General features: G+C 70.4%; 10 protein-coding genes and 1 pseudogene. 1 reads left to right on the top strand and 10 read right to left on the bottom strand.

Annotated features, from left to right (window positions below; translation table 11 throughout):
* Positions 1 to 9: 9 nt before the first annotated feature.
* The 4 genes and pseudogenes from ACWCXB_RS20985 to ACWCXB_RS20970 all read right to left on the bottom strand — a co-directional run bounded on the left by ACWCXB_RS20985 (position 10) and on the right by ACWCXB_RS20970 (position 3,327).
* Positions 10 to 1,662 carry a beta-N-acetylhexosaminidase gene (locus ACWCXB_RS20985; RefSeq protein ID WP_450724958.1) on the bottom strand — a complete coding sequence of 551 codons (1,653 nt, stop codon included), beginning with the start codon at positions 1,660 to 1,662 and terminating at the stop codon, positions 10 to 12.
* Positions 1,663 to 1,737: 75 nt separating this feature from the next.
* Positions 1,738 to 2,215, bottom strand: a pseudogene (locus ACWCXB_RS20980) (hypothetical protein); the annotation flags it as partial.
* Positions 2,216 to 2,451: 236 nt separating this feature from the next.
* Entirely contained in the window at positions 2,452 to 2,736 is a 285-nt protein-coding gene (locus ACWCXB_RS20975) for a DUF3039 domain-containing protein (RefSeq protein WP_384236264.1), read from the bottom strand.
* Positions 2,737 to 2,766: 30 nt separating this feature from the next.
* Positions 2,767 to 3,327 carry a YqgE/AlgH family protein gene (locus ACWCXB_RS20970; RefSeq protein WP_450724957.1) on the bottom strand — a complete coding sequence of 187 codons (561 nt, stop codon included), beginning with the start codon at positions 3,325 to 3,327 and terminating at the stop codon, positions 2,767 to 2,769.
* Positions 3,328 to 3,616: 289 nt separating this feature from the next.
* On the opposite strand from ACWCXB_RS20970, the gene murA reads away from it, so the two are divergent.
* Complete coding sequence (murA, locus tag ACWCXB_RS20965; protein WP_450724956.1) at positions 3,617 to 4,957, top strand: UDP-N-acetylglucosamine 1-carboxyvinyltransferase; 1,341 nt, start codon at positions 3,617 to 3,619, stop codon at positions 4,955 to 4,957.
* 403 nt (positions 4,958 to 5,360) lie between these two features.
* Here the strand turns inward: murA and ACWCXB_RS20960 are convergent, their stop codons facing one another.
* The 6 genes from ACWCXB_RS20960 to ACWCXB_RS20935 all read right to left on the bottom strand — a co-directional run bounded on the left by ACWCXB_RS20960 (position 5,361) and on the right by ACWCXB_RS20935 (position 12,320).
* Positions 5,361 to 5,642 (bottom strand): HU family DNA-binding protein, encoded by a 282-nt coding sequence (locus ACWCXB_RS20960; protein WP_103834809.1) that lies wholly within the window; start codon positions 5,640 to 5,642, stop codon positions 5,361 to 5,363.
* A gap of 310 nt (positions 5,643 to 5,952) precedes the next feature.
* A complete protein-coding gene (locus ACWCXB_RS20955; protein WP_450724955.1) occupies positions 5,953 to 7,386 on the bottom strand; it encodes a malic enzyme-like NAD(P)-binding protein in 1,434 nt (477 codons plus the stop codon).
* 406 nt (positions 7,387 to 7,792) lie between these two features.
* The gene (locus ACWCXB_RS20950) at positions 7,793 to 10,078 is read right to left on the bottom strand and encodes a HelD family protein (protein WP_450724954.1); all 2,286 of its coding nucleotides are present in this window, start codon (positions 10,076 to 10,078) and stop codon (positions 7,793 to 7,795) included.
* Between the two features lie 86 nt (positions 10,079 to 10,164).
* Positions 10,165 to 11,028 (bottom strand): anti-sigma factor family protein, encoded by an 864-nt coding sequence (locus ACWCXB_RS20945; protein WP_450724953.1) that lies wholly within the window; start codon positions 11,026 to 11,028, stop codon positions 10,165 to 10,167.
* Positions 11,025 to 11,612 carry a sigma-70 family RNA polymerase sigma factor gene (locus ACWCXB_RS20940; protein ID WP_450725035.1) on the bottom strand — a complete coding sequence of 196 codons (588 nt, stop codon included), beginning with the start codon at positions 11,610 to 11,612 and terminating at the stop codon, positions 11,025 to 11,027. Before ACWCXB_RS20940 ends, ACWCXB_RS20945 begins: the two co-directional genes overlap by 4 nt.
* Before the next feature lie 126 nt (positions 11,613 to 11,738).
* Entirely contained in the window at positions 11,739 to 12,320 is a 582-nt protein-coding gene (locus ACWCXB_RS20935) for a CGNR zinc finger domain-containing protein (protein WP_450724952.1), read from the bottom strand.

The following is a 12,320-nucleotide window of genomic DNA, read 5'->3' as shown; positions in this document are numbered from 1 at the left end:
TGGCCTGGCTCACACGATTGGGGGCGCCCCCTCGATCGGGCGTCCGAGCACACCTGGGCGCTTCTGCCACGGCAACGGGCCACCGGGCGGCCGGTAGTCGACGCCGAGCGCGTCAAGGCGCCTGTAGTGGGCCGACATTCGCCGCTCGAAATCCGCGAAGTCACGGTCGGCGGGGGCGGGGAGGGCGGACCAGGCGACCTCGGCGAAGGCGGCGAGGCGCGGGAAGACCTGGTAGTCGACGCGGGAGCGGTCCTGCATGACCTCGGTCCAGACGTTGGCCTGGGCGCCGAGGACGTGGGCGGCCTGCGCGGTACCGGCCAGCTCCGGCGGGACGGGCTCGAAGCGGTAGACGTCCTCCAGGGTGCGTACGTACCCGATGGGCATCGGCTCATCGTCGCCCGGCGCCTGCCGGTAGTCGAGATAGACCTGCTGCTCGGGGCACATGACGACGTCGTGGCCCGCGCGGGCGGCGGCGATGCCGCCGGCGTATCCACGCCACGACGAAACGGCGGCGCCGGGAGCCAGGCCGCCTTCCAGGATCTCGTCCCAGCCGATGAGGCGGCGACCACGGGCGGTCAGCCAAGTGTCGAAGTGCCGGATGAACCAGGACTGCAGCTCGTCCTCGTCGGCGAGGCCGAGTTCCTTGATACGGGCCTGGGCGGCAGGGGACGCCTTCCACTGACCCCTGGGGCACTCGTCGCCGCCGATGTGGATGAACGGGGAGCCCGCGGCCGGGAAGAGGTCGAGGACCTCCTCAAGCACCCCTTCGTAGAAGCGGAGGGTGGTGTCGGTGGGGGCGAGTACGTTCGGACTGACGCCCCAGTTGTCCCAGACGGAAAGGGTGGTCGTGTCGATGACGTCGGTGTTGCCCAGTTCCGGGTACGCGGCGATGGCGGCCTGCGAGTGGCCCGGGATGTCGATTTCCGGGACGACGGAGATATGCCGCTCGGCGGCGTACGCGACGATTTCGCGGATGTCGTCCTGTGTGTAGTAACCGCCGTGCGGTTTCTGGTCCCAGAGGTCGGACGCCCGGTGCCCCCATTTCGTACGGGACCGCCATGCGCCGACCTCGGTGAGGCGCGGGTAGCGCTTGATCTCGATGCGCCAGCCCTGGTCGTCGGTGAGATGGAAGTGGAAGACGTTGAGCTTGTGGGCGGCGAGGAGGTCGAGGTAGCGGAGGACGTCGTCCTTGGGGAGGAAGTGACGGGCGACGTCGAGCATGAGGCCGCGCCAGCGGAAGCGGGGGGCGTCCTCGATGATCTGGTGCGGGATGCCCACGGTCACCTCACGCGGCACGGGTGCCCGGCGGAACGCGTCAGGTCCGAGCAGTTGACGCAGCGTCTGGGCGCCCCAGAAGACGCCGACGGGGCTGCCGCCCCGGATCTCGACGCCCCAGGTCGTCATGGCGCTGAGCCGGTATGCCTCGGGATCCAGGGTGTCGTCCAGGAGCAGTGAAACGGCGTTCCGCGCGCCCTTCTCGCCGGGCCTCAGCGGCAGACCGAGCGCCGCACCGAGGTTGGAGCGCAGCCAGCGCTCGGTCGTCTCCGTGCCCGGAGCTGCCCACAGTGTGGTGCCGGTGTCGAGCAGGACTCCGCAGCGGGTCGGTCCCTCGACACTCCTGGGCGCCGGGATCAGGTCCGTGAAGGTCTCGTCGGCAGTCATCACGTCAGTCCTTCACCGCGGCGCCCGGCCCGGAAACCAGACGCCGCTGTACGAGTACGAGCTCCACGGCCGGCGTCGGTGCGAACTGCTCTTCATTACGCCGATGTTGTTGCCGCCCGCGAAGGCGGGAGCGATCGAACCGGCCGTGACACCCGGCAGCGGGACGACCGTGTACTTGCCCTTCAACGCGCCCGCCTCGACCGCCGCATGGCTGAAGTCGCCGCCGATCGCCATCGCCGCCCTGCCGGAGGCGAACGCGGTCACCGTCGCGATGCCGCCCACCGACGCGCACTTCGCGGCCGGGCAGTTGTCGTCGCCGAAGAGCGATGTGTAGGACTCGATGCCCTTGTGCGCGGCCGGGCTGTTGATCGCGGACTTGTACGATTCGTGCTGCTTTTCGGTGAGTTCGCCGCCGTTCGCTGACCTCCTGGAAGAGCCAGACGCGGAGCGTGCCGCTCTTCTCGTCGGTCTTCGCGCTGTTGTCGGAGGTCTGCGGGGCGCACGCGGTGGCGGTGAGACCGGCGAGGGCAAGTGCGGTGACCGGGGCGGCGATCCGGGCAGAGAGCTCCCCTGAGGTCCTCCCCCACTCTTACGTTGCAACACGCGCAACGCCCGTTTCGTACTGCACAACACGCAAGAGGTTAGGGCGGCCCCAACATGCAACGACAGACGGCCCCCGGGGCGCGCCTCAGAGCGCCCCGGGGGCCGTCGGAAAACGGGAAGGACCGGAAGGACCGGACCGGTGACCGACTACGGACCGGCTACGGACCGGACCGGACCGGTGACCGGCTACTTGTCCTTGCCGCCCTTGTCCTTGTCGCCGCCAGAGCCCATGGACTCGTAGATCTCCTTGCACATGGGACAGACCGGGTACTTCTTGGGATCGCGCCCCGGCACCCAGACCTTTCCGCACAGTGCCACCACGGGAGTGCCATCGAGGGCGCTCGCCATGATCTTGTCCTTCTGGACGTAATGGGCGAAGCGCTCGTGGTCGCCGTCGCCGTGCGACACCTGCGGTGTCGGCTCTACGAGGGTGCCCGTACCTGCCCCGCGCTCGGGCTCGAGAGTGCTCATAAGTGCCAAGGGTACTGAAGGGCGGCGGATTCAGTTGAGCGAAGGGTCGTCCGGGTACGTCGCGACCATCGCGAGCTCGTTCCGCTGGCGGCGCAGGACCGACCGCCACAGGTTCTCGGGGCTGGGCGACGACACATCGCCGGGCTCCGACTCGACGACGTACCAGGCACCCTCGGTGAGCTCTTCCTCCAGCTGGCCGGGACCCCAGCCCGCGTACCCCGCGAAGATCCGCAGCGAGCCGAGGGCGGACGCGAGCAGTTCGGGCGGGGTCTCCAGGTCGACGAGGCCGATCGCGCCGTACACGCGCCGCCAGCCGAGCGGGCCCTCGTCGCCGGGGATGACGGCGAGGCCGAGCGCGGCGTCGAGGGATACGGGGCCGCCCTGGAAGACCACGCCGGGCTCGCCGGCCAGGTCCGCCCAGGACTCCAGGATGTCGCCGACGCCGACCGGCGTGGGCCGGTTGAGGACCACACCGAGTGAGCCCTCCTCGTCGTGGTCGAGCAGGAGCACCACCGCGCGGTCGAAGTTCGGGTCCGCGAGGGCCGGAGTGGCGACGAGCAGCCGCCCTGTGAGGGAGGACACCTCGGTCATGCGACACATAATCCCGCATCTTTGCCCTCCGCGGGGGCCGAGCGGCGGAGTGTGATCCGACGCAGCTCAGGGCGCACCGCGGCAACGGGAGGGCGCGGACGCGCTCCGCAAGCGGATGGTGACCCTCCGCACGTGGCCCCGAACAGAGCGTGCTGTGTCGAATTCATAACGTGAACGAGGCGCCCTTGGCCTTACAGAACAGGGGTAGGGGGGCCTTAACCTTTTCCCTGGCCCCTGCCCGACCTCCCCCTGGCTCCGCCGGGGGGACCCCCTCCGGAACGCGAGATTCATGACCGGCACAGACGATGTACTGCTTGTCCACGGTGGAACCCCGCTGGAGGGCGAGATCCGCGTCCGCGGCGCCAAGAACCTGGTGCCGAAGGCTATGGTCGCCGCGCTGCTCGGCAGCGAGCCGAGCCGGCTGCGCAACGTGCCCGACATCCGCGACGTGCGGGTGGTGCGAGGGCTGCTGCAGCTGCACGGTGTGACGGTGCGCCCCGGCGACGAGCCCGGCGAGCTGGTGCTCGACCCGACGCACGTCGAGAGCGCGAACGTCGCTGACATCGATGCCCACGCGGGGTCCTCTCGGATCCCGATCCTCTTCTGCGGCCCGCTGCTGCACCGGCTCGGCCATGCCTTCATCCCCGGTCTCGGCGGCTGCGACATCGGCGGCCGGCCGATCGACTTCCACTTCGACGTGCTGCGACAGTTCGGCGCCAAGATCGAGAAGCGGGCGGACGGACAGTACCTGGAGGCTCCGCACAGGCTTCGCGGGTGCAAGATCCGGCTGCCGTACCCGTCGGTCGGTTCGACGGAGCAGGTGCTGCTGACGGCGGTGCTGGCGGAGGGCGTCACGGAGCTGTCGAACGCGGCGGTGGAGCCGGAGATCGAGGACCTCATCTGCGTACTGCAGAAAATGGGCGCGATCATTTCGGTGGACACCGACCGGACGATCCGGATCACCGGCGTCGACCGCCTCGGCGGATACACCCACCGGGCGCTCCCGGACCGCCTGGAGGCGGCGTCCTGGGCGTCGGCGGCGCTGGCGACCGAGGGCAACATCTACGTGCGCGGCGCGCAGCAGCGCTCGATGATGACGTTCCTGAACACGTACCGGAAGGTCGGCGGCGCCTTCGAGATCGACGACGAGGGCATTCGCTTCTGGCACCCGGGCGGCTCGCTGAACGCGATCGCCCTGGAGACGGACGTGCACCCCGGTTTCCAGACCGACTGGCAGCAGCCGCTGGTGGTGGCGCTGACGCAGGCGGCGGGGCTGTCGATCGTCCACGAGACGGTGTACGAGTCGCGGCTGGGCTTCACGTCCGCGCTGAACCAGATGGGCGCGCACATCCAGCTCTACCGGGAGTGCCTGGGCGGCTCGGACTGCCGCTTCGGGCAGCGGAACTTCCTGCACTCGGCGGTCGTGTCCGGCCCGACGAAGCTCCAGGGCGCGGATCTGGTCATCCCCGACCTGCGGGGTGGGTTCTCGTACCTGATCGCAGCGCTGGCGGCGCAGGGGACGTCGCGGGTGCACGGGATCGACCTGATCAACCGTGGCTACGAGAACTTCATGGAGAAGCTGGTGGAGCTCGGCGCGAAGGTCGAGCTGCCGCGTACGGCTGCGGTCTGATCCCGGGGGCGCTGCCCCCGGGCCCCCGTACCCCCCGAGCGTCGGCCGGGCTGCTTCCAGCCTGTCCGGCGCTCGACGCGATTGTGGTGCCTGTGCACGGGCGGGCCGCTGCGCGGAGGCCCCGCGGCGGAGCCGCATATCGGACACTGCCCCACCCCTCCCCTGCCCGAACCGGGGCTCCGCCCCAGACCCGGGCGGGGCTCCGCCCCGGGCCTCTGGCTCATTCGGAGCCCGTCCGACGCCTGAGGACGGACACACCGGCCCACTCCGCGGCACGGGGCACATGCCGGGCCTGCCGCCCCGGGAAGGGTCTGGGGGCGCGGGGCGCGGGGGCCGCAGGGGCCCTGGAGAACAGCAAGGGCGGCCACCCCGTCCCGGGGTGGCCGCCCTTTCGCGTCCAGGCTTACTTGCCCTTGGCGGCTTCCTTGAGCTTCGAGCCCGCGGAGACCTTCACGCTGTAGCCGGCCGGGATCTGGATCGGGTCGCCGGTCTGCGGGTTACGAGCGGTGCGAGCGGCACGGTGGGTGCGCTCGAAGGTCAGGAAGCCGGGGATGGTGACCTTCTCGTCGCCCTTGGCGACGACCTCGCCGATGGTCTCGGCGAGAGCGGCCAGCACGGCGTCGGCGTCCTTGCGGGTCACCTCGGCGCGGTCGGCCAGCGCGGCCACCAGCTCACTGCGGTTCATGTTGTTACTCCCGTGTTCTTCTTGCCTGTGAGGCGTGAGATCGAAGCCGATGCTGCCAGGGCCCTCGGACAGTCCCCGGACCCGGGTCTGCCGTCAGACCCTCGCGCCCAATGAGGCATCCTGCCCCCACCAGCGGCGGGAAAGCCAATCCGGCACCCTCCGGAGTCACACGAAAAGCGCCACAGGCCTGTCGTGGTGACGTTCCGTCGACTTGATGGAGACTCCACGGAGCCATCGGGCCGGTCGCGGGCTCATATGACCGCCACCCTAGAGGGGCATTCCTGAGCCCGCGACTTGCGACGCGCCGAGGTCAGACCGACGTGTTCGCCGTCACGCCCGCGCCGGCCGCTTTCGCGGCGTCGCGCACGGCGCCCGCAACAGCGCCCGCGACCTTGTCGTTGAAGACGGACGGAACGATGTAGTTCGGGTTCAGTTCGTCCTCGGTGACGACGTCCGCGAGGGCCTTGGCCGCCGCGAGCATCATCTCCGTGTTCACCGTGCGGGACTGGGCGTCCAGGAGCCCGCGGAAGACGCCGGGGAAGACCAGCACGTTGTTGATCTGGTTCGGGAAGTCGGAGCGCCCGGTGGCCACAACTGCCGCCGTCTGACGGGCGATTGCCGGGTCCACCTCGGGGTCCGGGTTCGCGAGCGCGAACACGATGGCGTCGTCGGCCATGGCCGCGACGTCCTCCGCGCCCAGCACGTTCGGCGCGGAGACACCGATGAAGACGTCGGAGCCCGCGACGGCCTGCTTCAGGGTGCCGGTCACGCCTTCGGGGTTGGTGTTGTCGGCGATCCAGCGCAGCGGCGATTCGGGCGCGGCATCCACGAGGTCCTCGCGGCCGGCGTGCACGACGCCGTGGATGTCGGCGACGACGGCGTGCTTGACGCCCGCCGCGATGAGCAGCTTCAGGATGGCCGTACCGGCCGCTCCGGCGCCGGACATGACGACCCGTACGTCCCCAACTGCCTTGCCCACCACGCGAAGTGCGTTGGTCAGGGCGGCCAGCACGACGATCGCGGTGCCGTGCTGGTCGTCGTGGAAGACGGGGATGTCGAGGGCCTCGCGGAGCCGTGCCTCGATCTCGAAGCAGCGGGGCGCGGAGATGTCCTCGAGGTTGATGCCGGCGAAGCCGGGGGCGATCGCCTTGACGATCTCGACGATCGCGTCGGTGTCCTGGGTGTCCAGGCAGAGGGGCCAGGCGTCGATGCCGGCGAAGCGCTTGAAGAGGGCGGCCTTGCCCTCCATGACGGGCAGTGCGGCCTTCGGCCCGATGTTGCCGAGACCGAGCACGGCGGAGCCGTCCGTCACGACTGCGACGGAGTTGCGCTTGATGGTGAGGCGGCGGGCGTCCTCGGGGTTCTCGGCGATCGCCATGCAGACACGGGCCACACCGGGCGTGTAGATCATGGAGAGATCGTCACGGTTGCGGATGGGGTGCTTGGACTGCATCTCGATCTTGCCGCCGAGGTGCATCAGGAACGTACGGTCGGAGACCTTGCCGAGGACGACGCCCTCGATCGAGTTGAGCTTCTCGACGATCTCGTCCGCGTGCGTCGTGGACGTGGCCGCGATCGTGACGTCGATGCGCAGCTTCTCGTGGCCGGACGCGGTGACGTCGAGGCCGGAGACCGAACCGCCGGAGGACTCGACTGCCGTGGTGAGCTGGGACACCGCGGTTCCGCTCGCGGGCACCTCCAGTCGGACCGTCATCGAGTACGAGACGCTGGGCGCCGTTGCCATGGCCGAGTTCCTCTGCTTTCCCTAGCTTCGTTGCTGCATCGCCCGGGGGTGGCCGGACGGGGCCATCCGATGGTCGCACCTACCTGCGAGTAGCAGGTAATAGTGGTCGTTTTGGTTTCGGAAAACTCTTTCCACCATACGAGAAGTGATCAGGAAACAGAAGAGGTCCGCGCCACCCAGGGGGTGACGCGGACCTCTCCTTGCACAAACTCAGTGACACCGACCCGCCATGCTCGCCTCGCGGCAAGTGGTCCCTCTAAGGGACGAAGGTTGGGCCCGGGGGCTTGGATCGAGCCGGTGCCACAGCCAAGGCTAACAAAGAGTCCCGGAAGGTGATTCCCCGCCCGGAGAGTTGACCCCGAACGGCCCTCCCCCGGCCCGGGGGCCGCTCGTACCCAGGACGCCCCTAGGGCGTGAGCAGGTCCGGGACCCCGTCGGCGTCCGGCTCGTCCGCCTTGCCCGACACCACCGAGAGCTGCTGCGTCGCCCTGGTCAGCGCCACGTACAGCACCCGCAGTCCGGCCGAGCTCTCGTCCGCGATCTCCGCCGGCGACACGACGACCGTCGCGTCGTACTCCAGGCCCTTCGCCTCCAGCGAACCCAGCGCCACCACCCGGTCGCCGAGGTCCGCCAGCCAGCGTGCCGCCTCGGCCCGCCGGTTCATGGCCACCACCACGCCGACCGTGCCGTCGACCCGGTCCAGCAGGCGCCGGGCCTCCTCCCGCACCGTCCGCTCCAGATCGTCGCGTACGACGGTGAAGCGCGGCGTGACGCCCGTGGAGCGCACCGCGCGCGGGGACTGCATCCCCGGCATCGCCAGCGCAAGGACCCGGGCGGCGAGCTCGGCGATCTCGGAGGGGTTGCGGTAGTTCACGGTCAGCTCGAAGCGGCGGCGCGGGCGGGTGCCCAGCGCCTCGTCGCGGGCCTCGGCCGCCTCGTCCGGGTCCGGCCAGGAGGACTGGGCCGGGTCGCCCACGACCGTCCACGTCGCGTGGCGGCCGCGACGGCCGACCATGCGCCACTGCATGGGCGTGAGGTCCTGGGCCTCGTCGACGATGACATGGGCGTACTCGACACGCTCCGCCGCCAGCCGCTCGGCCCGCTCGCGCTGGGTCTCCTCGCGCTGCGGCATCAGCTCCTCCAGCCCCGTGAGCTGGTCCAGCGGGTCGAGCTCGCGCTTCCTCTTCGGGCGGGCCGGGGTGCCGAGCAGCGTCTGCAGTTCGTCGAGGATCGCCACGTCGTGCACGGAGAGGCCGTCGCGCCTCAGGCTGCGCGCGAGCCGGCGCACCTCACCGGGGTTGAGGATCCGCCGCGCCCACCGGCCGAGCCGCCGCTCGTCGGCCATCGCGTCGAGGACGCCCCGCGGGGTGAGCTCGGGCCACCAGGCGTCCAGGAACGCGATGAACGGGTCCTCGGACGTGACGTCCTCGTCGAAGGACGAGCGCAGCTCGGCCGCGAGCTCCGGGTCCGTGTGCCGGGTCGCGGCGCCGGACTTCGCGTACAGCGCGTCCAGCAGCAGCCTGCGGGCCCGCGGCCGCAGCAGGTTCACGGGCGTGGTGCCACCCAGCACGTTGTGGCGGATCCGCCGGAGCTCCTCACCCTCCAGCTCCAGGCGCCGCCCGAAGGCCACGACCCGCAGCCGCTCCGGGGCCTCCCGCTGCTCCAGCGCGCCGCGTGCCGCCTTGCGCAGCACCTTCAGCATCCGCGACGAGCCCTTGATCCGGGCCACCGCCGGATCGTCGTACGTCGTCGCCTCCGCGCCGTCCACCAGGGAGCCGACCGCGCGGATCGCGACCTGGCCCTCCTCGCCCAGCGAGGGCAGCACGCCCTCGGTGTACGCGACGAGGAGCGGGGTCGGCGAGACGACCAGGATGCCGCCCGCGTACCGCCGCCGGTCCTGGTAGAGCAGATACGCGGCGCGGTGCAGCGCCACCGCCGTCTTCCCGGTGCCCGGGCCGCCCTCGACATAGGTCACCGAGGCGGCGGGGGCGCGGATCACCAGGTCCTGCTCGGCCTGGATGGAGGCGACGATGTCCCGCATGGTGTGGCTGCGGGCCTGGCCGAGGGCCGCCATCAGCGCGCCGTCGCCGATGACGGGCAGCTCGGCGCCGCCCAGACGCGCGGTCAGCTCGGGGCGCATCAGGTCGTCCTCGACGCCGAGGACCTTGCGGCCCTTGGAGCGGATGACCCGGCGGCGTACCACGCGACCGGGATCGACCGGGGTCGAGCGGTAGAAGGGCGCGGCGGCCGGGGCTCGCCAGTCGATGACCAGCGGCGCGTAGTCGGAGCCGAGGACGCCGATGCGGCCGATGTGGAGGGTCTCGGCGATCTCGGCCGTGTTGTCGTCCCGTACGGCGTCGTCGGCCGGCTCGACCGAGGTGTACGCGCCGTCCGGGCCCTTCTTGCCGTCCTTGCCGCGGAGCAGGTCGATCCGGCCGAAGAGGAAGTCCTCGTACTCGTTGTTGAGCCGGTTGAGATGGATCCCCGCCCGGAACACCTGGGCATCGCGCTCGGCGAGCGCGCCGGGCGTGCCGACATGGCCGCGCTTGGCGGCATCGTGCATCAGGAACTCCGCCTCGTGGATCTTCTCCTCGAGGCGTCGGTACACCTGGTCCAGATGTTCCTGTTCGACACCGATCTCACGGTCACGGACCGTGTCGACCGTGGTACCAGCGGCTTCCTGCGCGGCCACCGAGGCCCCCTTCTGACGTGCACTGGGCAGCCGTCAACCGTACGCGAAGGGGGCCGCTCTGTCAGGCGGCAGTGGCCGGGGGTCTGCTAGGCGTCGACCTCCACCAGGCGTTTGCCGTCGAACGTACGGACCTCGAAGTGATCGATGTCGTTGCGCTCCATGGCCGCGCCGCCGTGGACGTACAGCGGGTTCTTCGCCGCCTCGTGCGTGCTGTCCGGGATGCCGTAGCCCCACTTCGGGACCGCCCAGGAGGTCACGACCTCCTCCTCGCCGGTCTTGGAGACGGCGATCAGGTTGCACTTGAGCGGGCCCTGGACGTTCTTGAGCTCCAGAACGGTGTGGGTGCCCCAGCCCTTCTTCTCCATGCCGACGGTCGCGCTGACCTTGGTGATCGCGTCCGTGGCCTGGACCTTCTCCTCCATGTGGTTGAAGAAGGCGTCCTCGGCGGGGCTGGTCGGGTGCGGTTCTGCGGCGACGTTGCCCGCTTTGGCGTCGTCCTGTGTGACGACCACCGCGACGGCCGGACCGCCGATGATCAGCACCGCCGATGCAGCGATCATGTACATGCTGCGCCGTCGCTTGCGGGCGCGCCTGACCGCGACCTCGTCGACCAGCCGGTCCAGCATCTGGGGAGTGGCTGCGGTCGGAATCGACGCGACCGGCTGCGGAGGCGGCTCCATGATCCGGCTGTCGAACGGCAGAGCGCTCCGCTCCGGCGGGGCCTGCCGTCCCCCAGGGGACTCTGCAAGCATCGCCAGCATCGGCTCCATCCCCGCGAACTCCTCGAGGTGGGCGGCGCAGATGTCGCAGCCTGCCAGATGCGCCTCGAAGGCGGTGGCTTCCACGTCGTCCAGGATGCCGAGGACGTACGCCCCGACGGTTTCATGGATCGAGCCCTGCTCGGACTGTCCTGACTGCCCGTACGGTCCGTACGGATCCTGCCTGTTCATGCCGTGACCCCCCTCTCCTCCAGAGCGAGCTTCATGGAACGCAATGCGTAGAAAACGCGGGACCGCACGGTCCCGCTCGGTATGCCGAGCGTCTCGGCCGCCTCGTTGACCGTACGCCCCTTGAAGTACGTCTCGACGAGTACTTCCCTGTGCGCCGGGGTCAAATCATCGAGCGCATCCGAGAGCGTCATCAGCCACAACGCCTTGTCGATCTCGTCCTCCGCGGGCATGACCTCCAGCGGCGACGGATCGACCTCCTGCGGCCGGGCCTGCCGGCTGCGGTGACCGTCGATGACGATGCGGCGAGCGACCGTCACCAGCCAGGGTCGGACAGAGCCGGTGGCCCGGTTGAGCTGACCGGCGTTCTTCCAGGCACGGATGAGCGTCTCCTGCACCACGTCCTCGGCCCGCTGGCGGTCACCGGCGACGAGACGCAGCACATAGGCGAGGAGGGGTCCGGCATGTTCGCGGTACAGAGCCCGCATCAGCTCCTCGTCGGGGACGGGGGCGCCGGTGCGGGGTGCCTCACTTCGATGTCGGGCCCGACCTGGACGGTCATCGGCCACGGCGGCATCCTTGCGCACCTGGAACCTCCCGGTCGAGCCCTTGTCCGACTGCTTGTCCTCCTTCTCTACGCAGGCGGTCGGGATTCTTCTCAACGGAGGCCGGAATTTTTTTGCGGGCCGGGGTTGTTGGCCTCTCGGACCGGCTCAGGCGCGTGCCACGGAGGCCGCCCTGCGGCGGTGGCGGGCCACCCGCTCCCGGTTGCCGCACACTTCGCTGGAGCACCAGCGGCGGCGGCGCCCGCGGGACGTATCGACGTACACGCGGCGGCAGTTGTCGCCCTCGCAGCGGCGCAGCCGGGCGCGGGCGACGGGGTCGGTGAGCAGCTCCAGGGCGTCGCGCGCGACGGCGGCGAGCAGCGCGGCACACTCGGGACGGGCGAGCGGGGCGCGCACGAGGGCGCCGTCGTCGCCGCGTACGGCTCTGACGGCGGGCGGGGCGGCGTCCGCGGCGAACGCGTTGAGTGTGGCGAGCGTCACGTCGTCGGTCCCGCCGTCGATCTGAGCGTGCACCAGACGCGCCACGCAGTCCCGGAGTTCGAGGAAGGACCGGACCCAGTGCGCGGTCACGGCCTCCGGCGGCGTCCCCGGTGGCAGCAGCCCGGCGGTCAACAGCCAGCGGGCGAGCCGCTCGGGACCCTCCGGCCCCACTGCCACGAGATCCATCGCCGCGAGATCCAGACAGACGCGCCCGGAGTCGAACCGCCACTCGTACGAGCCGATGCCCAT

The sequence above is a fragment of the Streptomyces sp. NPDC001514 genome (assembly GCF_053597075.1).
Note: the sequence above shows the minus strand (reverse complement) of the source record. Positions and strands in the feature narration are given on the sequence as shown.

What these genes read in the sequence shown, in the direction of transcription:
- ACWCXB_RS20985 (WP_450724958.1), bottom strand. Translation starts at nt 1,662, where the DNA reads ATGACTGCCGACGAGACCTTCACGGACCTGATCCCGGCGCCCAGGAGT.
- ACWCXB_RS20975 (WP_384236264.1), bottom strand. Translation starts at nt 2,736, where the DNA reads ATGAGCACTCTCGAGCCCGAGCGCGGGGCAGGTACGGGCACCCTCGTA.
- ACWCXB_RS20970 (WP_450724957.1), bottom strand. Translation starts at nt 3,327, where the DNA reads ATGACCGAGGTGTCCTCCCTCACAGGGCGGCTGCTCGTCGCCACTCCG.
- murA (WP_450724956.1), top strand. Translation starts at nt 3,617, where the DNA reads ATGACCGGCACAGACGATGTACTGCTTGTCCACGGTGGAACCCCGCTG.
- ACWCXB_RS20960 (WP_103834809.1), bottom strand. Translation starts at nt 5,642, where the DNA reads ATGAACCGCAGTGAGCTGGTGGCCGCGCTGGCCGACCGCGCCGAGGTG.
- ACWCXB_RS20955 (WP_450724955.1), bottom strand. Translation starts at nt 7,386, where the DNA reads ATGGCAACGGCGCCCAGCGTCTCGTACTCGATGACGGTCCGACTGGAG.
- ACWCXB_RS20945 (WP_450724953.1), bottom strand. Translation starts at nt 11,028, where the DNA reads ATGAACAGGCAGGATCCGTACGGACCGTACGGGCAGTCAGGACAGTCC.
- ACWCXB_RS20935 (WP_450724952.1), bottom strand. Translation starts at nt 12,320, where the DNA reads ATGGGCATCGGCTCGTACGAGTGGCGGTTCGACTCCGGGCGCGTCTGT.